The sequence below is a fragment of the Pseudomonas sp. Emmai genome, assembly GCF_055179735.1.
In genome coordinates this window covers 4960674-4982602 of record NZ_CM143685.1, presented here as the reverse complement: position 1 = coordinate 4982602, position 21929 = coordinate 4960674, and the positions used below count along the sequence as shown (strand labels likewise).

Annotated in this window: 17 protein-coding genes; 8 read left to right on the top strand and 9 right to left on the bottom strand. The window is 61.3% G+C overall.

Annotation, left to right across the window (positions count from 1 at the left end; all coding sequences use genetic code 11):
* Positions 1-8: 8 nt before the first annotated feature.
* Positions 9-1880, top strand: coding sequence for a SurA N-terminal domain-containing protein (locus tag ACY4LX_RS22975; protein WP_463257937.1), 1872 nt, complete (start codon positions 9-11; stop codon positions 1878-1880).
* A 227-nt stretch (positions 1881-2107) separates the two neighbouring features.
* Positions 2108-2920 (top strand): DUF2242 domain-containing protein, encoded by an 813-nt coding sequence (locus tag ACY4LX_RS22970; RefSeq protein WP_149661972.1) that lies wholly within the window; start codon positions 2108-2110, stop codon positions 2918-2920.
* 351 nt (positions 2921-3271) lie between these two features.
* Here the strand turns inward: ACY4LX_RS22970 and ACY4LX_RS22965 are convergent, their stop codons facing one another.
* Positions 3272-4309: an AraC family transcriptional regulator gene (locus tag ACY4LX_RS22965; RefSeq protein WP_463257936.1), complete on the bottom strand. Its 1038-nt coding sequence runs from the start codon at positions 4307-4309 to the stop codon at positions 3272-3274.
* A gap of 3 nt (positions 4310-4312) precedes the next feature.
* On the bottom strand, positions 4313-5443 hold the full coding sequence (locus ACY4LX_RS22960) for a carbon-nitrogen hydrolase family protein (protein ID WP_463257935.1): 1131 nt from the start codon (positions 5441-5443) through the stop codon (positions 4313-4315).
* A gap of 210 nt (positions 5444-5653) precedes the next feature.
* Here ACY4LX_RS22960 and ACY4LX_RS22955 point away from each other — a divergent pair, with 210 nt between their 5' ends.
* Positions 5654-7693 (top strand): NADPH-dependent 2,4-dienoyl-CoA reductase, encoded by a 2040-nt coding sequence (locus ACY4LX_RS22955; RefSeq protein WP_149661969.1) that lies wholly within the window; start codon positions 5654-5656, stop codon positions 7691-7693.
* 188 nt (positions 7694-7881) lie between these two features.
* Positions 7882-8799: a 1-aminocyclopropane-1-carboxylate deaminase/D-cysteine desulfhydrase gene (locus ACY4LX_RS22950; protein WP_463257934.1), complete on the top strand. Its 918-nt coding sequence runs from the start codon at positions 7882-7884 to the stop codon at positions 8797-8799.
* Positions 8800-8867: 68 nt separating this feature from the next.
* Here the strand turns inward: ACY4LX_RS22950 and ACY4LX_RS22945 are convergent, their stop codons facing one another.
* The 3 genes from ACY4LX_RS22945 to ACY4LX_RS22935 form a co-directional block, all read right to left on the bottom strand.
* Entirely contained in the window at positions 8868-9416 is a 549-nt protein-coding gene (locus ACY4LX_RS22945) for a cytochrome b (protein WP_149661967.1), read from the bottom strand.
* A 223-nt stretch (positions 9417-9639) separates the two neighbouring features.
* Positions 9640-10467 carry a phosphonoacetaldehyde hydrolase gene (gene phnX, locus ACY4LX_RS22940; RefSeq protein ID WP_463257933.1) on the bottom strand — a complete coding sequence of 276 codons (828 nt, stop codon included), beginning with the start codon at positions 10465-10467 and terminating at the stop codon, positions 9640-9642.
* A gap of 141 nt (positions 10468-10608) precedes the next feature.
* Positions 10609-11718: a 2-aminoethylphosphonate--pyruvate transaminase gene (locus ACY4LX_RS22935; protein WP_463257932.1), complete on the bottom strand. Its 1110-nt coding sequence runs from the start codon at positions 11716-11718 to the stop codon at positions 10609-10611.
* Positions 11719-11827: 109 nt separating this feature from the next.
* Here ACY4LX_RS22935 and ACY4LX_RS22930 point away from each other — a divergent pair, with 109 nt between their 5' ends.
* Positions 11828-12691, top strand: coding sequence for a LysR substrate-binding domain-containing protein (locus ACY4LX_RS22930; RefSeq protein ID WP_149661964.1), 864 nt, complete (start codon positions 11828-11830; stop codon positions 12689-12691).
* Positions 12692-12813: 122 nt separating this feature from the next.
* Here ACY4LX_RS22930 and ACY4LX_RS22925 read toward each other — a convergent pair whose 3' ends face one another.
* On the bottom strand, positions 12814-13689 hold the full coding sequence (locus tag ACY4LX_RS22925) for a LysR family transcriptional regulator (RefSeq protein ID WP_149661963.1): 876 nt from the start codon (positions 13687-13689) through the stop codon (positions 12814-12816).
* Between the two features lie 268 nt (positions 13690-13957).
* On the opposite strand from ACY4LX_RS22925, the gene ACY4LX_RS22920 reads away from it, so the two are divergent.
* A complete protein-coding gene (locus ACY4LX_RS22920; protein ID WP_149661962.1) occupies positions 13958-15283 on the top strand; it encodes an MFS transporter in 1326 nt (441 codons plus the stop codon).
* A gap of 10 nt (positions 15284-15293) precedes the next feature.
* A complete protein-coding gene (locus ACY4LX_RS22915; RefSeq protein WP_149661961.1) occupies positions 15294-16685 on the top strand; it encodes an FAD-dependent oxidoreductase in 1392 nt (463 codons plus the stop codon).
* A 112-nt stretch (positions 16686-16797) separates the two neighbouring features.
* Here the strand turns inward: ACY4LX_RS22915 and ACY4LX_RS22910 are convergent, their stop codons facing one another.
* Positions 16798-18165, bottom strand: a complete 1368-nt coding sequence (locus ACY4LX_RS22910; RefSeq protein ID WP_463257931.1) for a type VI secretion system Vgr family protein — start codon at positions 18163-18165, stop codon at positions 16798-16800.
* A gap of 235 nt (positions 18166-18400) precedes the next feature.
* Here ACY4LX_RS22910 and ACY4LX_RS22905 point away from each other — a divergent pair, with 235 nt between their 5' ends.
* Positions 18401-19108, top strand: a complete 708-nt coding sequence (locus tag ACY4LX_RS22905) for a YebC/PmpR family DNA-binding transcriptional regulator (RefSeq protein ID WP_133838743.1) — start codon at positions 18401-18403, stop codon at positions 19106-19108.
* 137 nt (positions 19109-19245) lie between these two features.
* Here ACY4LX_RS22905 and ACY4LX_RS22900 read toward each other — a convergent pair whose 3' ends face one another.
* Positions 19246-20568 (bottom strand): leucine-rich repeat-containing protein kinase family protein, encoded by a 1323-nt coding sequence (locus ACY4LX_RS22900; RefSeq protein WP_463257930.1) that lies wholly within the window; start codon positions 20566-20568, stop codon positions 19246-19248.
* An 86-nt stretch (positions 20569-20654) separates the two neighbouring features.
* A complete protein-coding gene (gene zapE, locus ACY4LX_RS22895) occupies positions 20655-21767 on the bottom strand; it encodes a cell division protein ZapE (RefSeq protein ID WP_463260637.1) in 1113 nt (370 codons plus the stop codon).
* Between the last annotated feature and the right edge of the window lie 162 nt (positions 21768-21929).

The window sequence follows — 21929 nt, the reverse complement described above, 5'->3', positions numbered from 1 at the left end:
GGGGACGCATGCTGCAGAATATCAGGGACAATTCACAAGGCTGGATTGCCAAGACCATCATCGGAGTCATCGTTGCACTGATGGCTTTGACCGGTTTCGACGCCATTTTCAAGGCCACGACGCACAGCAATGATGCGGCCAAGGTCAACGGCGAAGAAATCAGCCAGAACGAGCTGAGCCAGGCCGTCGACATGCAACGCCGTCAGCTGATGCAACAGCTGGGCAAGGATTTCGACGCTTCGTTACTCGATGAAAAAATGCTGCGCGAATCGGCCCTCAAAGGCCTGATCGATCGCAAGCTGCTGCTGCAAGGCGCAGAAAAATCGAAATTCGCTTTCTCCGAAGGCGCTTTGGACCAGGTGATCCTGCTGACGCCTGAATTCCAGGTTGACGGCAAGTTCAGCCCTGAGCGTTTCGACCAGGTGATCCGTCAACTGGGCTACAGCCGTATGCAGTTCCGCCAGATGCTGGCTCAGGAAATGCTGATCGGTCAGCTGCGCGCTGGCCTGGCGGGTAGCGGCTTCGTCACCGATGCACAGGTGTTGGCCTTCGCCCGTCTGGAAAAACAGACCCGCGACTTCGCTTCCCTGAACATCAAGGTTGACCCGACGGCGGTGAAACTGACCGACGACGAGGTCAAGGCTTACTACGACGAACACGCCAAGGAGTTCATGACGCCGGACCAGGTGGTTATCGATTACCTGGAGTTGAAGAAGGCTTCCTTCTTTAATGAGGTCAGCGTCAAGGACGAAGACCTGCAAGCGGCGTATCAGAAAGAAATCGCCAACCTGGCCGAACAACGCCGGGCTGCGCACATTCTGATCGAAGTGAACGACAAGGTGACCGAGGCGCAAGCCAAGGCCAAGATCGAAGAAGTTCAGGCGCGTCTGGCCAAAGGTGAGAAATTCGAGGCGTTGGCCAAGGAATTCTCCCAGGACCCAGGTTCGGCCAACAACGGTGGTGACCTCGGTTACGCCGGTCCTGGCGTTTACGATCCAGTGTTCGAAAAAGCCCTGTACTCGTTGAACAAGGACCAGGTTTCGGAGCCAATCCGTACTGGCTTCGGTTTCCACCTGATCAAGCTGTTAGGCGTTGAAGCGCCGGAAGTGCCGACGTTTGCCAGTCTCAAGGACAAGCTGACCCGCGAGCTGAAAACCCAGCAGGTCGAGCAGCGTTTCGTCGAGGCGACCAAGCAACTGGAAGATTCCTCGTTTGAAGCGTCTGACCTGGCCCAGCCAGCGCAGGACCTGAAACTGACCGTCCATACCTCCGCGCCGTTCGGCCGTGAAGGTGGCGAAGGTGTCGCGGCCAACCGTGCCGTGGTCACCGCAGCGTTCAGCCCTGAAGTGTTGGATGAAGGTGCCAACAGCACCGCCATCGAGCTCGATCCGGAAACCGTGATCGTGTTGCGCGCCAAGGAGCACTTGAAGCCTTCGCAGCTGCCGCTGGAAAGCGTTGCCGCCAGCATCCGCACGCAATTGGCCAAGGAGCATGCCAGTGCTGCCGCCAAGACCAAGGCTGATCAGTTGATCGCCAGCCTGCGTGACGGCAAGACACCGCTGGACAAGGCTATCGACGGCCAGAACTGGAAGGTCACTGCGGCCGCCACTCGCGCACAGGAAGGGGTTGACCCTACCGTGCTGCAAGCGCTGTTCCGCATGCCAAAACCTGCCGCCAAGGACAAGCCGACCTTCAGCAGCGTGACCCTGGCCGATGGTAGCCTGGTGATCGTGCGCTTGAACGGCGTGAACGAAGCCGCAGCGCCGACCGATGAAGAGAAGGCTCAGTACCGTCGCTTCCTCGCCTCGCGCATTGGCCAGCAAGACTTTGCGGCTTACCGCAAGCAGTTGGAAAGCGAAGCCGAGATCAAGCGCTACTAATGGCTGATTGAGTTTTGCGTTTCACAAGAACCCCGGTCGAAAGACCGGGGTTTTTTGTGGGCGATCAAAAATGTTGCCCTGCCCATCGGTTATTCATCAATCTATGCGACTTTTCCCGCATATAACGGTCAACACCCCTGTAACCGTTTTAAGACACTAATCGATGCGCACCTAAGCATCGATCTGTTGCACAATACGCCCCGGACCGTTTTCTCTCAGGATGTTCAATGTTTAGATCAATTCCCATGCGTATTGTCGGGCTAGCCTTGGTGCTGGCTGTTGCTGCCGGTTGTTCGTCGAAAAAAGCCGCCATCTACGAGCATGAGAACTTCGACGACTCCGGAACGTTCTCCCGCAACTACCCGGTAACCGACGCCCAGACCTGCGAAGCCGCCCGTCGCGCCTTGCTCAGCCAGGGCTACATCATCACCAGCAGCGATCCGAAACTGGTCAGCGGCCACAAGAGCTTCCAGCAGACCGGCGAGACCCACATGGAGATCAGCTTCAGTGTGGTTTGTGCCGATGATGGCTCAGAAGGCCACCACGCGACCATGTTCGCCAACGCCTTGCAGGATCGCTACGCGCTGAAGAAGACCAACAACTCCGCCAGCCTCGGCGTCGGTGTGTTGGGCTCGGTGTCGATGCCGATCGGTTCGTCCGATGATTCGATGGTCAAGGTCGCCAGCGAGACCGTGTCCTCGGCCAAGTTTTATGAGCGGTTCTTCACTCTGGTAGAGCTGTTCCTGCCGCCGGAAGCGAAGAAAGCGGCGCACATCGTCGAGAAGCCGAAAACCGACCTGGGCGTGCCTGAAGCCCAGGCTGCCCCGGCCGCATTGGCGCCAACGCCGGCTCCCGCCGCAGAGCCTGTAGCGGCTCCGGCCGCCGAGCCTGCTGCTTCGGAGCCTGTTGCACCGCCTGCGGAAGCTGCACCGATTGCTCCGGCTCAATCGTCCGAACCGGCTCCAGCCGCCGAGACGATCACGCCACCGACGCATCCGGACAACATGCCACCCCCAAGCGAACCCATCCCGGCCCAGTAAGCGGTCCAGGCCTTGCGGGAGCGTGTCAGACGGCACGACTCCCGTAACGGGCCATCAAGCTTGACCCACGTCAAACCAGGCTGTTGTCCTACGGCCTCTATCGAAAAAATCCTGTGATAAATTCCTGACCACCTGCTACGTTTTATTCAGTAGCGGGCGAGTGTCGTGTGAACGTCATTTTTCTTTCACGCGGGCACTTTATGCTCAAGGTACGGGTCAGTTGATCAGGCCATTTTTAATGAGCGATGGGGGACATCACAATGGACGAGTATCAAGAAGAGTTGCTTGAGTATTCGGCGTTTGAACTGGATCCGCTGGAACCAGCGGAAGACGCCACCGAACTGTAGGGCGTTACGCGGATTGGCGATGACTGCGGCGAAACTCGCCGGGTGTCTGGCCGTTCCAGCGTTTGAAGGCCCGTTGAAAGGCTTCGGCTGAAGCAAAGCCAAGCAGATAGGCGATTTCTCCGAACGCCAGTTCGGTATCGCGGATGTAGGTCATGGCCAGGTCGCGGCGGGTGTCGTTGAGAATCGCGCGAAATTGCGTGCCTTCCTCGGCGAGTTTGCGACGCAAGGTCCAGGTGGGCAGCTTCAGGCGTGCCGCCACTTCTTCCAGGTCAGGTTCCCGACCTCCATTGAGCAATGGCCCCAGCAACTGAGTGATGCGTTCACGCAGGCTGCGGGTGCGTGTCAGTTGCTCCAGTTCCCGTTCACACAGTTGCAGCAAGTGCCGCCAGGTGCTTGGACAGTGCTGCGGGTTGCGCTGGGCGAGGGCGTCCAGGCTCAGGCGCAGTTGATTGTGTTCGGCGCCGAACTGGATCGGGCAATCCAACACGCTGTAGGCGTCTCGATACAGCGGTTCTTCGAATTCGATTTCGATGCGTTCGGCCCGCAGCGGGGCAGGGCTCACGCTGGACAATTGCTGCAACCAGCCGGCGATGATCGAGTCCACCACAAAGCGGTTGTAGGCGTTGTAGGGGCTGATGGAGTAAAAACGCAGCCACGCGCCCCGAACGTCTTCGTGAAAGCTCGACTGGCCTCGATAGTTGGAGCCGTACAAGGCTTCAAAGCGGATCAGACAGCGGGCCGCTTCTCGCACCGTCGGCGCCTGGGCGGCGGTGACGCCGGCCAGGCCTGCCTGACTCAGACGACTGAGCTGCCCCATGCGCAACCCCAGCGCCGGGTCGGCGGTCAATTGAATCGCGCCGTGGCCCAGGCGCATGTAGCGCGGAATCGACAGCCGGGCGCCAGCCTCGCCCAGGCGCGCCGCGTCGAGACCGTACTGATCGAGCAATGGCTGCGGGTCAACACCGTGGCTGCGCACGGCATCGGCCAGGCTATGAACAAAGCCCACCGACAGATCCCCGAGGCGCATCGGCAGTGGCTTCATGGTTTATAACCAGAGATTCAGCATGCGCGCGCCACGGATATCACCGTCAGCGGAATGCTGGCCATTGCTGCTGAGAAAGCTCTGGCCGGCGCTACCCTTGTCCCAGAACTGTCCGCGCAGGAATACGCTCATGCCGGCTATGGCCTGGCTGCTCGGTGGCTGGCCGATCAGGGTCAAACGGTGCCAGGCCTGGCCTTCACTGAGTTCACCGGCCTTGAGACTGACGGAGCCGGGCGTCGACAGGCCTTTGTAACCGCGCCATGGTTTGTCCCAGGTCCCGCGTCCGACGACAAACGCCGGGACCGCCACCAGTTGCGCACCCTGTTCGTCGAGTTTGCGGTAGTTGTCCGGGTACCAACTGTCGCTGCCGATCAGAATGCCCAAACGTCCGGCCGGCGTATCGATCACATTGACCGTGTGATCGGTGTTGGCGGCGAGGGTGTCCTGTTCCGCGAAGATCGGGTGCATCTGCCGTTGCGGCTGACCAATAGGCAAACCGTCGCGACCGAACACCACGGTGCTGTTGAACAGCGCGCCGTGACCGATTTTCAAGGTGCCGTCGTTGACGCTTGGCTCCGGGAGCACGATGGAGCCGGCCACCAGGGTCACGTGGAATTCTTTCGCCAGGCCACCGAACAGCGCCTGGTAGTCCTTGGCCATGCTCTTGGCCTTCATGCGCAAATGAGCGTCGTCGAGGCGACTGGCGCCTTTGGCGCTGATCAGCGCGCGGACGAACTGCAGCGGATTGCTCGCCGCCAGCCAGTTCATGGCTTCCTTGAGGGTGCTGGCCTGGTACAGCTCATCCTTCTCGCCGCTGACCATCAGCCAGGTGCCGACATGTTCCGGCAGCACCACGATGGTCTTTTCGTTCAGCAGGCCCTGATCCTGAGCCTTTTGCAGATACGCGGAGAGCTTACGGTGCAAACGCTCCGGGCTTTGATAGTCGGTGGGGAACAGCTCGGGCTGGATACCCAGCAGGTTGCCGCGATCGGCCGGGGTGCCTTGATCGACCGCCAGACTGATCCGCAGGTCCGACAGGTAATGACCCACCGGACGGTCCGCGGCCCACATGGCGTAGGTCGTGAGGGCGGCGATCAACGCCATGGAAAAGGTCAGGTACAGAAGTTTGCGCATGGGAAAGCAGTCGACAGCCGTGTGCAGGATTCGTCGACTAGGGTAGGGCCCCGGTCGGCGCTTGCCAAGGGGCGCTGCACATTTGGATCAATAAGTTGTCAGTTTGGGTCATTGAGTGACAGCGGTGCGACTCTTAGTCTGTGGCACATGACCGACGGGGGCCGAAGAGCTCCTGCATTTTTCCCGTGATCGCTCGATGTGGAGTTTCCGATGGCCGCTGCTCACTACCCGCACCTGTTGGCCCCGCTGGACCTGGGTTTTACCACGCTGCGCAACCGCACCCTGATGGGCTCGATGCACACCGGTCTTGAGGAAAAGCCCGGCGGTTTCGAGCGCATGGCGGCGTATTTTGCCGAACGTGCCCTGGGCGGCGTAGGCCTGATGGTCACTGGCGGTATCGGCCCGAACGATGAAGGCGGGGTGTATTCCGGTGCGGCCAAGCTGACCACCGAGGAAGAAGCGCTCAAGCACCAGATCGTCACCCGCGCGGTGCACGAGGCGGGCGGCAAGATTTGCATGCAGATCCTGCACGCCGGGCGTTATGCCTACAGCCCGAAACAAGTGGCGCCGAGCGCGATCCAGGCGCCGATCAACCCGTTCAAGCCTAAAGAGCTGGACGAGGAAGGCATCGAGAAGCAGATCAGCGATTTCGTCACCTGTTCGAAACTGGCGCAAGTCGCCGAGTACGACGGCGTCGAAATCATGGGTTCCGAAGGTTATTTCATTAACCAGTTCCTCGCGGCCCACACCAACCACCGCACCGACCGTTGGGGCGGCAGCTACGAAAACCGCATGCGCCTGCCGGTGGAAATCGTGCGCCGGGTGCGCGAAGCGGTCGGTCCGAATTTCATCATCATCTTCCGCCTGTCGATGCTCGACCTGGTGGAAGGCGGTAGCAGTTGGGAAGAAATCGTCACCCTGGCCAAAGCTATCGAGCAGGCCGGCGCGACCATCATCAACACCGGCATCGGCTGGCACGAAGCGCGGATCCCGACCATCGCCACCAAAGTGCCGCGCGGCGCGTTCAGCAAGGTCACGGCCAAGCTGCGCGGTTCGGTGAGCATTCCGCTGATCACCACCAACCGCATCAACACCCCGGAAATCGCCGAGCAGATCCTGGCGGAAGGCGATGCGGACATGGTGTCCATGGCCCGGCCATTCCTCGCTGACGCCGATTTCGTAAACAAGGCTGCCGCGGGTCGCGCCGATGAAATCAACACCTGCATCGGCTGCAACCAGGCGTGCCTGGACCACACCTTCGGCGGCAAATTGACCAGTTGCCTGGTCAACCCGCGTGCCTGCCATGAAACCGAACTCAATTATTTACCGGTGCAGCAGATCAAGAAGATCGCCGTGGTCGGTGCCGGTCCTGCAGGTCTTTCTGCGGCAACCGTGGCTGCTGAGCGTGGGCATCAGGTGACCTTGTTTGATTCGGCCAGCGAAATCGGCGGTCAGTTCAACATCGCCAAACGCGTGCCGGGCAAGGAAGAGTTTTTCGAAACCCTGCGCTACTTCAACCGCAAATTGCAGACCACTAATGTCGAGGTGTGTTTGAACACCCGCGTCGACGTGGCGCAACTGGTGGCCGGCGGTTACGACGAAATTATCCTCGCCACCGGTATCGCACCGCGTACCCCGGCCATCCCGGGTGTCGAGAACGCCAAGGTGTTGAGCTACCTGGACGTGATCCTCGAGCGCAAACCGGTGGGCAAGCGCGTGGCGGTGATTGGCGCCGGCGGTATCGGTTTCGACGTCTCGGAGTTTTTGGTTCACGAAGGTGTGGCCACCAGCCTCGACCGTGCCGCGTTCTGGAAAGAGTGGGGCATCGACACCAAGCTTGAGGCGCGCGGCGGCGTGGCCGGGATCAAGGCTCAGCCCCATGCACCGGCCCGTGAGGTGTTCCTGCTGCAACGCAAGAAAACCAAGGTCGGCGACGGTCTGGGCAAGACCACCGGCTGGATTCACCGCACCGGGTTGAAGAACAAGCAGGTGCAGATGCTCAACAGCGTCGAGTACCTGAAAATCGACGACGACGGCCTTCACATCCGCATCGGCGAAACCGGCGAGCCGCAAGTGCTGGCGGTGGACAACATTGTGATCTGCGCCGGTCAGGATCCGCTGCGTGAGTTGCAGGATGGTCTGGTGGCGGCGGGACAGAATGTGCATTTGATTGGCGGCGCGGACGTGGCGGCGGAGCTGGATGCGAAGCGGGCGATCAACCAAGGGTCGCGTCTGGCCGCCGAGTTGTAACAACACACCCCTTGTGGCGAGGGGGCTTGGCCCCGTTGGGCTGCGCAGCAGTCGTAAACCCATCCAACGCGGTCATTCTGATAATCCGCGCTACATGGTTTTTGGGGCTGCTGCGCAGCCCAACGGGGGCAAGCCCCCTCGCCACAAAGGTGCTGCTAAGATGTCGGCTCTTTCCCAGAGCCGGCCTCATGCTCCTCCCTCTCAACGACTGGCTACCCCAAGCTCCTCTAGAACCCCTGCACCTCGACTGGCTCACCGCAGCCGGCATCGAAGTCGCCATCCTGCGCCTGGACCAAATCGACCCGCTGATCAGCGGCAACAAGTGGTTCAAACTCATCGAACACCTTCACGCCGCCGACCAGGCCGGTGCCGACGGCATCATTAGTCTTGGTGGCGCTCACTCCAATCATCTGCACGCGTTGGCCGCTGCGGGCAAACGCTTCGGCTTCAACACCGTGGGATTGCTGCGCGGTCATCCGCAAGGCACGCCGACCGTAAAGGATCTACAAGACTTCGGCATGCACCTGCACTGGCTGGGTTACGGCGGTTATCGCGCGCGCCATGAACCGGGTTTCTGGCAGCCGTGGCAGGCGCAATACCCGACCTTGCACCCGGTGCCGGAAGGGGGAGGTGGTTTGCGTGGGGCGCGGGGCTGCATGCAGCTCAGGGATCAGGTGCGTGAGCGATTGGCCGGATTGGGCTGGAGCGACTACGACGGCTGGTGGCTGGCTTGCGGAACGGGCACCACGCTGGCTGGGCTGGTGCTGGCCGAGGCGGGCGAGCATCCGGTCTATGGCGCGTTGGCGGTGCCGGGCGATCACGGCGTGGCGCATCAGGTTGAAGCGATTGTGGGAGGGGGGGAGCCAGCTTATGAGCTGTTCGACGCCAGTCGCGGCGGGTTTGCCAAGGTTGATTCGCTGTTGCTGGAGTTCATCGAGGAGACCGAGCAGGCCAGCGGCATTCCCTTGGAGCCGCTGTACACCGGCAAGGCGTTGCTGGCGCTCAAGCAGCAGATCGAAGCGAGAAGATTCCCTCAAGGCACGCGGTTGATCTTCATCCATACCGGTGGCTTGCAAGGCCGACGGGGATTTAGCTCAAAACACTGAACAATTGTGGCGAGGGGGCAAGCTCCCTCGCCACAGGTCATCATTTGGCCAAAAATTGAGGCAACGGCTCAAACCCGCTTCGGCATCATCCGCAACAAGGTGTTATCCCCCACCACATAGTGGTGATACAGCCCCGCCACGGCGTGCAGGCCGATCAGCCAGTAGCCGATGGTGCCGCCGAGTTCATGCCAGCCCTGAATCCGCTTGGCCAGCACCTTGTCCTCCGGGACCAGCAACGGCAGGTCAAAGCCGTAGAACATTACCTGATGCCCCTTGGCGCTGGTGACCAGCCAGCCGAGGATCGGCATGGCGATCATGAACAAGTACAAGGCCCAGTGCATCAATTTGGCCAGGGTAGTCTGCCAATGCGGCGACGCCGGGAAGATCTGCGGCGCCGGGCCCAGGCTGCGGGCAAACAGGCGCAGCCACACCAGCACAAACACCGTCAGGCCCAACATGAAGTGCGATTCGGTGATCAGCGTGCGGCCACCGCTGCCTTTGGGAAAAATCCCGCGAAATTCGATGCAGGCGTAAACCAGGATCAGCAAGACCAGCATCAGCCAGTGCAACGTGATCGACACCGTGCTGTAACGTGAGTCGGAGTTCTTCCAGGGCATACGGGGCTCTCCACAGGTCAATGCTCAAAGCGCCGTTCTTGTGCGGCACTGTGCTTTAACTGTAATCCTGTTTTGCCGTATTTGCCTGAGACGATTTGCCCGTTCAATGCTCTGGTTCAGCTAATTGACAATAAAAAACCCTGTAGGAGCATGGCTTGCCCGCGATGGCGTCCTTGAGACTGTCATCGCGGGCAAGCCATGCTCCTACAAGGTGGGCGGTGGGTCAGGCGGCTTGCGGCATCTCGCCGTTGGCCAGTCGCTTATTGATATCGGCAATCACCTGGGGCAGATCGGTGATGGTGTCGATCATGTAGTGCGGCCGCGAGCCTTCGAACATCCCGTGAATACGCTTGCGCTCGCTGGCCAACTCCTCGCTGCCGAGGGCCTGATAACCCGCGTAGTCCAGACCCAGCGCGTTACCGGAGCAGATCAGCGCCACGGTCCACATGCCGGCACGACGACCTTCCAGAATGCCCGGCACCGTGTCGTCGATCTTCACGCATGCCGCGACATCGTCGATGCCCAGCGCGATGACGTTGGCCAGGGCCTGGGCCGGCCATGGACGGCCGTTGGGCACTTCGTCAGTGGCGACCACGTGGTCCGCGATGTAACCGTTGGTGGCGGCCAGTTCCACGACTTTGTCCATGACCTGTTTCGGGTAGCCGGAGCAGGAGCCGATCTTGATCCCTTGCTGGCGCAAGTTAGCGATGGTGTCCAGGGCACCGGGGATCAGCGCCGAGTGTTCGGCGATTTTTTCGATTTGCAGCGGCATGAAGCGTTTGTAGATGGCGGTGACGTCATCGTCAGTCGGGGTGCGGCCGAACGCCTTGCGATAACGCTCGGCGACTTGCGGCTGATCACACAGGGTACGGATGTGGTCCCACTTGCCCATGCCCATCGGCCCGCGGGCTTCTTCGATGGACACCTGGACGTCGAACTCGGCGAAGGCTTCGACAAAAATCTGGGTGGGTGCGAATGAGCCGAAATCGACCACGGTGCCGGCCCAGTCGAGGATGGCGGCTTGGAGCTTGGTAGGGTTGTTGTAGTTCATGTCTCAGATTCCTTTGTAGGAGCGAGCGATGCGGCGTACCGACTTGCCCGCGAAGAACGATAACTCGGTGTGCCTGGGGGACCGCGTCGCCTGTGTTCGCGGGCAAGCCTCGCTCCTACAGGTTCGGCGGTGTCTGCTGATTCAGATGTCGAGTACTTCCATTTCCTGCAACACCTCGGCAATCGCTGCCACCGCCGCGTGCATCTCGGGCGGATTGACGTGGCCGATGCAGCCGACGCGGAAGGTGTCGACCTGGGTCAATTTGCCGGGGTAAAGGATGAAACCCTTGGCCTTGACCCGTTCGTAGAATTCCTTGAACTGGTAGCGCGGGTCTTTCGGGGCGTGAAAGGTGACGATGATCGGCGCCTGGATTGCGGCGGGCAGGAAGCTGCGCAAACCGAGTTGGGCCATGTCATCGAGCAGCACCCGGCAGTTGTCGGCGTAGCGCTGATGCCGCGCCGGCAAACCACCTTCTTCGTTGTATTGCAGCAGCGCTTCGTGCAGCGCCGCGACCACGTGGGTCGGCGGGGTGAAGCGCCATTGGCCGGTCTTGGCCATGTAGGTGTGCTGGTCGAACAAATCCATCGCCAGTGAGTGCGAGTTGCCGCCGGCATTCGCCAGCGACTCCTTGCGAGCGAAGACGAAGCCCATCCCCGGTACACCTTCCAGGCACTTGCCCGAAGCGGCGATCAGTGCATCGAACGGCACTTGTTGCGCATCCACCGGCAGCGCGCCGAAAGAACTCATGGCGTCGATGATCAGGCGTTTGCCGTGTTGCGCGATGACCTGGGCGATTTCCGCCAGCGGGTTAAGGATGCCGGTACTGGTTTCGCAGTGAATCAGCGCAATGTGAGTGATGCTCGGGTCAGCCTGCAGCAGGCGATCCACATCGGCGGCGGTGGTCGGTTCGTCTTCGGCGGTTTCGAAGGTGCTGAACGAACGACCGAGCACTTCGCAGATCTTCGCCAGGCGTTTGCCGTAGGCGCCGTTGATCAGCACCAGCACTTTGCCGTCACGCGGGACCAATGTGCCGATGGCGGCTTCGACGGCGAAAGTGCCGCTGCCTTGCAATGGCACGCAGTGGTGGGTGTCGGCACCGTTGATGATCGCCAGCAGTTGTTCGCACAGGCTGGCGGTCAGTTGGTTGAAGCGGTCATCCCATGAACCCCAGTCGACCATCATCGCCTGACGGGTGCGGGCCGATGTGGTCAACGGGCCGGGGGTGAGCAGGATGGGTTCGGCAGTACTCATTCTCATGTCCTCGTAATCGATGGGATGACGCTACGGGGCTTAAATTGCAATTTGCCGAGCTATCAATCAAATTGTTTGTTGTTATGCCAGCCATCAGTGAGGGTTATTCATGAATCTGTTCCAGCTCCGCGCATTCGATGCCGTGGCCCGGGAAGGCAGCTTTACCCGGGCCGCCGCGCGGCTGTTCATCAGCCAGCCGGCGGTCACCGGGCACATCAAGGCGCTGGAGGAGCACTACCAAATCACCCTGCTGCGCCGTACCGCCCGACGAGTGGAGCTGACGGAGGAGGGCACCAAACTGGCGGCGATCACCCGGGCGATGTTCGGCCTGGCGGAAGAAGCGCAAGTGATGCTCGAAGCCAACCGCCAGTTGCTGACCGGGCGCCTGGAAGTGGCGGCGGACGGACCGCACATGGTCATGCCGATGCTTGCCAGCTTGCGGGCGCGCTATCCGGGGATCACGGTGAACCTGCGTTTGGGCAATGCCCAGGAAACCCTGGCGGCGTTGTTGTCCGAGCATGCCGATGTGGCGGTGCTGACCGAAGTCGAACCGCGCAAGGGTTTGCATCTGCAAGCGTTGAGCGAGTCACGGATCTGCGCACTGGTGCCGGCCGGGCATCCGTGGGCGCAGCGTTCCAAGGATGTGCAGCTCAAGGAACTGGACCAGGTGATCATGGTGCTGCGCGAGCCGAGCTCGATCACCCGGCGTACGTTTGATGAGGCGTGCACGCAGGCCAAGGTCAATCCCCGGGTGTTGCTGGAGCTGGACAGTCGTGAGGCGGTGACCGAGGCCGTTGCCGCGGAGTTGGGGGTTGGCGTGGTGTCGTCAGTGGAAGTCAGCCATGACCCGCGGGTGGTGGCGGTGCCGATTATTGGCGAGGGGCTGATCAATCGGCACATGATCGGCTGCATGGATCGGCGGCGGGATTTGCGCTTGATTCAGGCGTTTTTCGATTTAGCGCCAGGCCGCTGACCTGATCGTTCCCACGTTCCGCGTGGGAATGCCTCAATGGACGCTCCGCGTCCGCTTTGGGACGCGGAGCGTCCCGGGCTGCATTCCCACGCGGAGCGTGGGAACGATCTACGTGAGGACGATCATTTGGGCAGGCTCTCGCGCACCATCTCCAGAAACGTCGCCACCACCCGCCGTGAACTCTGCTCGCGCAAACACACCAGCGTCTCCGTCAGCCGCCGCTTGCAGTCGATAATCGGCAACGCGCAAACCCTGGAGTCAGCACCAAACTCGGCTGCCGACACCACGCCAACCCCAATCCCGACCACCACCGCCTCCCGCGCCGCTTCCCGGCCTTCGACCTGAATCGCCGGCCGAATCCGCAACCCGGCCCCGGCCATTTCCTCCTCCAGAGTCTGGCGCGTCACCGAGCCAATCTCCCGCAGCACTAACGGCGTGTCATCCAGGTCCGCCAGGCAGATCGACTCGCGATCGGCCCACGGATGATTGCGCGAGACGAACGCCACCATCGGGTCATTGCGCAGCGGCAACGAGATCAATCGTTCATCACTGACATCGCGGCCCAGTAACGCCAGATCCGCCTGATAGTTGAACAACCGGAACAGCGACTCATCGGTGTTGCCGGTTTCGATCTTGACGCTGATGCCGGGGTAGCGCTCGCAGAACCGGGCGATCTGCGGCAACACGTGGATGGGCGCATCCACCGCGAGGATCAGGCTGCCGGTTTGCAGCGCCCGGGAATCCTGCAACAACTCCTGGGCTTCGGCCTCGATGACGAACAGGCGCTGGGTGATGCTCAGCAAGCGCTCGCCCAGATCCGTCAGGCGCACCGAGCGTTTGTTGCGATGGAACAGCAAAACACCGAAGCGCTCTTCGAGTTTGCGCACTTGGTCGGAAATCGCCGGTTGCGTGAGGAATAGCCGCTCGGCGGCCTTGGTAAAGCTTCCGTGAACGGCCACGGCGTGGAAGGCTTTGAGTTGGGCGTGGGAAACCGACATCGAAACCTCCAGTAACAAGCTGAGCTTATATTGGAAATACGATAAATCGATTTCACTTATTAATCAGTAATTGTTTTTATCCGCCTCAGCCCCGGTGACTGGTCAGTCGAACAGCGTCGGGTGCCATGAGCCTGTGCGTGCAACAGCAGGACTCATCTGACCGGTATCGCTTCAGGGAAGCCGCGATACCGAAGTGCTCAACAATAAAAAAACAGGCGTTATTTCTCAATTTCTGCCGGCACACTCACACCCTGAGGTCAGAACCACCATGAACAAGCATATCGGCACCATCAAGCGTTGGCGCGTGCAGATCTTCGCTATCACCTGGCTCGCTTACGCCGCTTTCTATTTCACCCGCAAAGCCTTTTCGGTGGCCAAACTGGGGATCGCCGAAGACCCCACCTTCATGCTCGACAAAATGGCCATGGCCAACCTCGACGCGATCTACCTGGCGGCCTACGCCGTCGGCCAATTCACCTGGGGCATCCTCGCCGACCGCTTTGGCCCGCGAGTAGTCGTGCTCGGCGGCTTGCTGATTTCCGCGGCGGCAGCACTGGTGATGGGCAATTTCGCCACGTTGCCGATCTTCGCCACCTGCATGTTGATTCAAGGCCTGGCGCAGTCCACCGGCTGGTCGGGACTGTGCAAGAACATCGGCAGTTTCTTTCCCGCCCAGCAGCGTGGGCGGGTGCTGGGGTTGTGGAGTTCCTGTTATGCCTTCGGCGGACTGGTGGCGTCACCGTTCGCCGGTTGGTGGGCTTACACGCTGGTGGGCAGTTGGCACGCGGCGTTTATTTCCAGTGCGGCGGTGGTTGGGCTGGTCGCCGTGCTGTTTTTTATTTTTCAACGTAACAAACCTGAAGACGTGGGCTTGCCTGCCGTCGAGCCGGAACCCGAGCTGAGTGCCGAAGAGGCTTACGCACAAAGCAAAATCAGCGTTCTGGAACCCCTGAAGGAAATCCTGCGCAACCGCACGGTGCTGGTGCTCGGGCTCTCGTACTTCCTGTTGAAACCGGCGCGCTACGCGATTCTGTTGTGGGGTCCGGTGATCGTCTTCGAACAAATGCCCTCGGTGGGCAAGGTCGGTGCGGCGATCATTCCGACTTCGTTCGAACTGGCCGGGCTGCTCGGGCCGATCCTGCTCGGGCTGGCCTCGGACAAACTGTTCGGTGCCCGTCGTATGCCGGCGTGTGTGATCAGTCTGTTGGCGCTGACGGTTTCCCTGGCGCTGTTCATGGGCGCCTTGCACACCGGCAGCGTGATGCTGGTGGTGGCGCTGTTGTTCGTCATGGGCCTGACGCTTTACGGGCCGGATTCGATGATCAGCGGCGCGGCGGCGATTGATTTTGGTACTGCCAAGGCCGGCGCCACGGCGGCGGGTTTTGTGAATGGCTGCGGCTCAGTCGGGGCGATTCTCGGCGGCTTGCTGCCGGGGTATTTCGACTCGGTCACGGTGTTCATCATCTTCGCCGGTTGCGCCATGTTCTCGGCCTTCGTCCTGATCCCGCACTGGAACAGCCGCCCGGCAGGCCTGAGCCTCGATTGCGCCTCCGTGCCCAACCAACCCATGACCATCAAACCCCTGCGTACCTGAGGAAACCCCCATGAGACCTTTCTGGCTGGACCAAGCGCTGGCGGCGCAGCCCTGCGCGCCGTGCGAGCCACTGGCGGGCGACACCCGGGCCGACGTGTGCATCGTCGGCGGTGGCTACACCGGGTTGTGGACCGCGATCATGCTCAAGGAGCAAAACCCCGAGCTCGACGTGTTGCTGATCGAGGCCGACATCTGCGGCGCCGGTGCCAGTGGCCGCAACGGTGGTTGCGCACTGTCGTGGTCGGCCAAGTATTTCACCCTGGAACGCTTGTTCGGGGTTGAAGAAGCGGTGCGACTGGTCAAGGAATCGGAACGCAGCATCTACGCGATCGGTACGTTCTGCGAGCAGTACGGGGTCGACGCCGATTACCGCCTCGACGGCACGCTCTACACCGCCACCAACCGCGCGCAATGCGGTTCGACCGACGCGGTGATCGCGGCGCTGGAGCGCAACGGCATCAACTCGTTTACCCAACGACCGGTGGCGGATGTGCAGCGCATGGCCGGTTCCAGCAAGCACCTGGAAGGCTGGTTTTCCCCAGCGGCGGCGAGTGTGCAACCGGGCAAACTGGTGCGCGGTTTGCGGCGGGTGGCGTTGCAACTGGGCGTACGGATTCACGAAAACACGGCAATGACCGGACTGGAGGAGGGCAAACCGGCGGGGATTCAAACGCCGAACGGCACTGTCCGCGCGGACCGGGTGGTGCTGGCGATGAACGCGTGGATGGCCCGGGCCTTCCCGCAGTTCGAGCGCAGCGTGGCGATTGTCTCCAGCGACATGCTGATCACCGAACCGCGCCCGGACTTACTCAATGAAATCGGCTTGACCAGTGGCGTCACCGTGCTCGATTCGCGGATTTTCGTGCACTACTACCACAACACCCCGGACGGCCGGATCATGCTCGGCAAGGGCGGCAATACCTTCGCCTACGGCGGGCGGATGCTGCCGGTGTTCGATCAGCCATCGCCCTATGCCGGGCTGTTGCGCAGCAGCCTGGCGGACTTCTTCCCGGCGTTTGCCGAGGTCAAGGTCGAGGCAACCTGGAACGGCCCTTCGGATCGCTCGGTCACCGGGTTGCCGTTCTTCGGTCAGATGAGCACCAGCGGCAATGTGTTCTACGGTTTCGGTTACTCCGGCAGTGGCGTCGGCCCGTGTCATATGGGCGGGCAGATTCTGGCCTCGATGGTGCAAGGCCTGGACAACCCCTGGACCCGCTCGCCGCTGGTCAACGGACCGTTGGGGTACTTCCCGCCGGAGCCGATTCGTTACCTGGGCTCATTGATGGTGCGCAATGCGATCCGCCGCAAGGAACGCGCCGAGGATCATGGCCGCCGGCCGCGGCATCTGGATGTACGGCTGGCGAAATTCGCGGCGGCGGCGGGCAAAGCCGACAAGGGTTGAGCGCGCCTCTCAGTTAAGGGTGACAACAAACCTGTGGCGAGGGGGCTTGCCACAGACAATTTCCCCTCACCCAAGCACCTAGCTACAGTGGAGTGTTGTTTGCTAAACCGGGTCAGGGCATGTCCGGGCGATTGACCAACCAATCGAGCAACAACCGCGTATCGCCGCGCGGTGGTGGGGGCTGTGGCGGTTGTGGATGCTGGATGTTTGAAGCGGCGCAAATGACCGGCCGATCCGGGTCGCTGTCCAGAAAACTGATGAACACGTCGCTGCCGGCCAAGGGCAGCCCGGATGCGCCCACGGCCACCGGTAGCCACAAACCCATGGGCTCGCGCGTATTGGGTCCCGGCCACAGGCTGACCTCAATCCGCCCCTGTTCGTCCAGCGTCGCCGGTCGCCCTGGCTCGCCCAGGACGCGGGCCGGTTGATAGCCGGGGATGTTCGGCCGGGGTTGTTTAAGCGCCGGGCGAAACTCCGTTGACCAGGGGATCGCGCGGAACCGATTGCAGTAGCCCGGCGTTTCAAACGGCGCCTCGGCGAGGATCGACGATTGTTGCCCCTGGTGGCGAATGTCGGTGAGCAACCATTGGTCGTTGAAACTCGTGATCGGGTGTTGCTCCACCTGCACGATCCGTCCGCTGAGCAACGCGGTCTGATCGCTCTGGCCGTGGACTTGCCGTTGCTGGCAACGCAACCGCTCCAAGGTTCGACGACTGCGTTGATCACGGTTCATCGCCGGTTTGCCGGTCAGCGGATGATTGGCCGCGCCAAAGCCGTCGGCCCCCGTGCTGCGGTCCCGGGCCTGGGTGGGGGCAAGCGTCAGCGGTGAGTCATGACGCTGGAACAGTTCGCGGATCGCGGCAGATTCAGGCTCGTCGAATGGCTGGTCATGGAAGGGCGTCAGCACCGGTTCCTGGGGGAAACTCAAACTGTCATCGGCCAGCACCAGCACGTGCCCCTCGCGCCGGTGTTCGAAGTGATAGTGGATGCCTTCCTCTTCGCAAAGTCGATGCAGCAAGCCCAGATCCGTTTCCTCGTACTGAATGCAAAAGGGCCGGACCGGATACTGCCCGGTGCTCAGTTCAAAGCGATAGCTGAGTGTGGGCAGGGCATGCTCCTCCAATAATTGGCGCAGGATGGCGGGCACGCTGAGGTGATGAAACACGCGACGGTTGCGCTGTTGTTCGAGAGTTTGCAGATGCGGCACCAGCGTCAGTCGATAACCGATCCGGTGCGCGCCACGATGCTCACGACTGGCGCTGCACAGCACACCGTGAAAGCCCTGTTCGTCACCCAGGCTCAGGAAGGCCGGTTGTTGCAGCAGGCGCTCGAGGTTCATCGCCGGCGCCAGGCCGATCACTTCGATGTCGAACCGAAAGGGCTGGTTAAGGCCTTCGCGGCCGTTGAACTGCAATACCTGCAAACTCAAATCAGCCTCGACGAGGGTCAGGGTGAAAGGACTTTCCTTGTCGTTGTGCATCGAGTGCGCTTCTGCCATGAAATACGTGGGCGCAGAGGGTACGAAACCACAGGCCTGAATAGTCATCGCAAAGCGACTTTTCAGAATTGCCCTACACGCACTGCTGAAGATGCCGATGCGTGCTGCCGGTAAACAGGATGGAATTTTTGGTCGATTGCCAACTTTAGGCCGTATAAACTTCGCACCCTGCGTCGGCCAATAGATGTCTCGGCGCCACAGATCAAGAGAGTGAGTAATGGGCGCACAGTGGAAGGTTAAACACAAAGAAGCGGCATCCAACGCCAAGGGCAAGATCTTCGGCAAACTGGTGAAAGAAATCACCATTGCTGCACGTAACGGCGCCGATACTGCCACCAACGCACATTTGCGTCTGGTGGTCGAGCAGGCCAAGAAAGCCTCGATGCCCAAGGAAACCCTGGATCGCGCGATCAAGAAAGGCGCGGGCCTGTTGGGCGAGACCGTGCAATACCATCGCGTGACCTACGAAGGCTTCGCCCCGCATCAGGTGCCGCTGATCGTTGAATGCGTGACCGACAACATCAACCGTACCGTGGCTGAAATCCGCGTGGCGTTCCGCAAGGGCCAACTGGGTGCTTCCGGTTCGGTCAGCTGGGACTTCAACCACGTCGGCATGATCGAGGCGTCCCCGGACAGCCCCGACGCCGACCCGGAAATGGCCGCCATCGAAGCGGGCGCCCAGGATTTCGAGCCGGGTGACGAAGAGGGCACGACCCTGTTCCTGACCGAGCCCGCGGACCTCGACGCCGTACAGAAAGCCTTGCCTGGGCAGGGTTTTACCGTGTTATCCGCCAAGTTGGGCTACCAGCCGAAGAACCCGGTCAGCGGGTTGAGCGACGAGCAAATGGCTGAAGTCGAAGCCTTCCTCGAAGGCCTCGACAACCACGATGACGTGCAGGACATGTTTGTCGGGTTGGCGGGTTAAGCCGCAACGCTGATTTGTGATCTGACTTTGTGGCGAGGGAGCTTGCTCCCGTTGGGCTGCGAAGCGGCCCCAAAAGCTTGGGAGCGCTGCGCACTCCAGCGGGAGCAAGCTCCCTCGCCACAGGTTTTTTGGTAGGGCTATCGGAAATGCATGGCAGCCAATTCCAGGACAACCTCGCCAAACCCCGGTCGCGCCAGCACATCCGCCTGGCAGCAACGTCGCTGCAACGCTTCCAGCGCCAGCCGATCGGCATCGCTCAGACCTGAATCGATCCGCGCCAGCAATTCCTCCAGCAACACCCCGAACGCCCGCACCTCGATCCGTTGCAGCGCGCGGGTTTCCAGGTTGTCCGTGGTCGCGTGAAACGACGCACCACCGAAGTCGCCCAGCAGGCAATCACCGTGTTCATTCCACAAAATGTTGTGGGCGTAGAGGTCGCCGTGGGTGATGCCTTGTTGGTGCAAATGTTCAGCCGCCGACGCGATGCCACGGGCGATGCGCAAGGCCACAGCACCTGTAAAGCGGGTGTCGTCGGTGTAGACGTCGCGGCTGCAGGACGCCAGGCTCGGCAACCCGGCCAGGTTGCGATAGCTCGGGTCGATCAGTTGCATCACCAGCCCGGCCTGGTCTTGCGGGTGCTCGACGATACGCCCCTCGACACGGATCAGGTTGGGGTGCAGGCCGGCGGTAATGCAGGCGTTCATTTCGTGCAGCGGCGAGCCATCGCTGGTCATTTCGCCTTTATAGAGTTTTACCGCAACCTGGGTGGTCGGCGGCTGCGCACGTTCCCAAGAGGCGCGATGGATCACGCCGGAAGCGCCTTCACCGAGTTTTTGCTCAAGGTGCAGCGCTGACCAAGGGATGCTCGGTGTGGCGTCGAGGGCGGTGGCGTCGGCTTCGGTTTCCAGCGGGTTGCCGGCATAGGCCAGCCAGGTCAGGGCTGGCAAGGTCAGCAGCCATTCGGGCAGTTCGGTAAAACGGTTGGCCGAAATACGCAGCAGTTCCAGGCGATGGCACTGCACCAGGCTCTCGGGCAGTTGCTGCAACTGGTTGCCGGACAGCATCAGTTTTTGCAGCAGCGGACGTTCACCCAATTCAGTCGGCAGTTCGCTGATGCAGTTGTCGGTCAGGATCAGCCAGCGCAGCAGTGGTGGCAGGGCGGCGCCTGGCACATGTTCAATGCGGTTGGCCCGAAAGCCGATCATGCTCAGCGCGGCACATTGGCCCAGGCACGCCGGCAGTTCGGTGAACTGGTTATCGGAGCAGAACACAATCCGCAGACGGGTCAGACGATGCAGGTCGTCCGGCAGGCTGCTCAAGGCATTGCCGCTGAGGTTGAGCACTTCCAGCGAGTCCGCCAGGTCGAAGATTTCCCGGGGAAACTCGGTGAGGCCGCAGGACAGATCCAGACGAGTGATGCCGGCCAGCTCGCCGGCCCGCAGTTGTGCGAGGGTATTCATGAACGGATTCGCTATTGAAGGGTGAAGAAGAACGCGGGCGACATGATAACGATATGAGGCGGTGTCGGCCCTGAAAAGATCTCGGCCTATGACTCCCGGACTTCAACCAACTGCCCCAACCGACTTCGCGTACGCGCCAGGTCAATCGCATCGCCGCGCAGACTCTCGCGCAACGATAGCCGTCCCAGCAACACCAGGTGCTTGTCCTGATCGTACAAAACGTCGATCAGGTTGATAAACCGCTGCTGCGCCGCCATCGAACAATCGCCCAGGGTCGGCAGTTCATCAATGATCCAGTGATCGAAACGCCGACACAGTTCCAGATAGTCCATTACCGCCGTCGGGTGGTCGCACAGATCGCTGAAAGTAAATTCGACGGTTCGCCCTTCGCAGTACCGCGCGGGCAGATGGCGAGTGCCGACGGGCAACGCCAGGGGGGCGCCGCGTTCTGGCAGCTTCAACGCCTGGCGCTGGAGCGGCGTCCCCGGCCAGACGTACCGGCCGTGGGTAAACACCTGCTGGGCGTGGGTTCGCGCCTGGCTTCTGTAGTCATGCGGGCCGCCGACCTCCATGACCTGCATGCGTGTGTTGATCAGGTCGATCACCGGTTTGAAACGCGCGTGGTAGAGCGGGTTGGGCAGCAAGCCTTCCGGTGGGTAATTGGAGGTAATCAACAGCAAAATGCCCCGGCGGAACAACGCCTTGAACAGCCGGGCGATGAGCATCGCATCGCCGATGTCGTGGACGTGAAACTCGTCGAAACACAACACCCGACAATCCTGCAACAGCTCATCGAGGGTGGTCGCCAGGGCATCGGGTTGTTCGCGATGGCTGAACATACCCTGATGCAGTCGCGCGAAAAACTCATGAAAGTGCAGGCGCTGTTTTTGCGCGAGGGGGATGGCCTGGAAGAATCCGTCCAGCAGCCAGCTTTTGCCGCGCCCGACCGCGCCGTGCAGGTACAGGCCGGGCAGGGTTTTCGCCGACGTACCGAGCAGCGTCGTCGCGTGCTGGGCCATGCAGTCGATCACTCGCTGCTGGCTGTGGCTGAGGGTGTAACCCTGGGCGAGCGCCTTGTGCTGGAAGTAATCATGGATGACCCGGTGGCTGGCCGGCAGCGCGGCGACCTTGCCGAACAAGCGGCGCAACGCGGGCCAGCGTGATGTGAGTCGCGAACGGGTGGGCGGTCGAATGGCCACGATCATGTCACTCCCGGGTTCTTCAGGCCGGCTCATCGAGCGGCGGCGGCGTAGTTTAACCAAAGGGTTAAACGACCTGCCACCCGCGTGTGCGGTTGGCATGTTTGAAGATCAAGATCAAAAGATCGCAGCCATCGGCAGCTCCAGGGGCGTGCGAAGCCA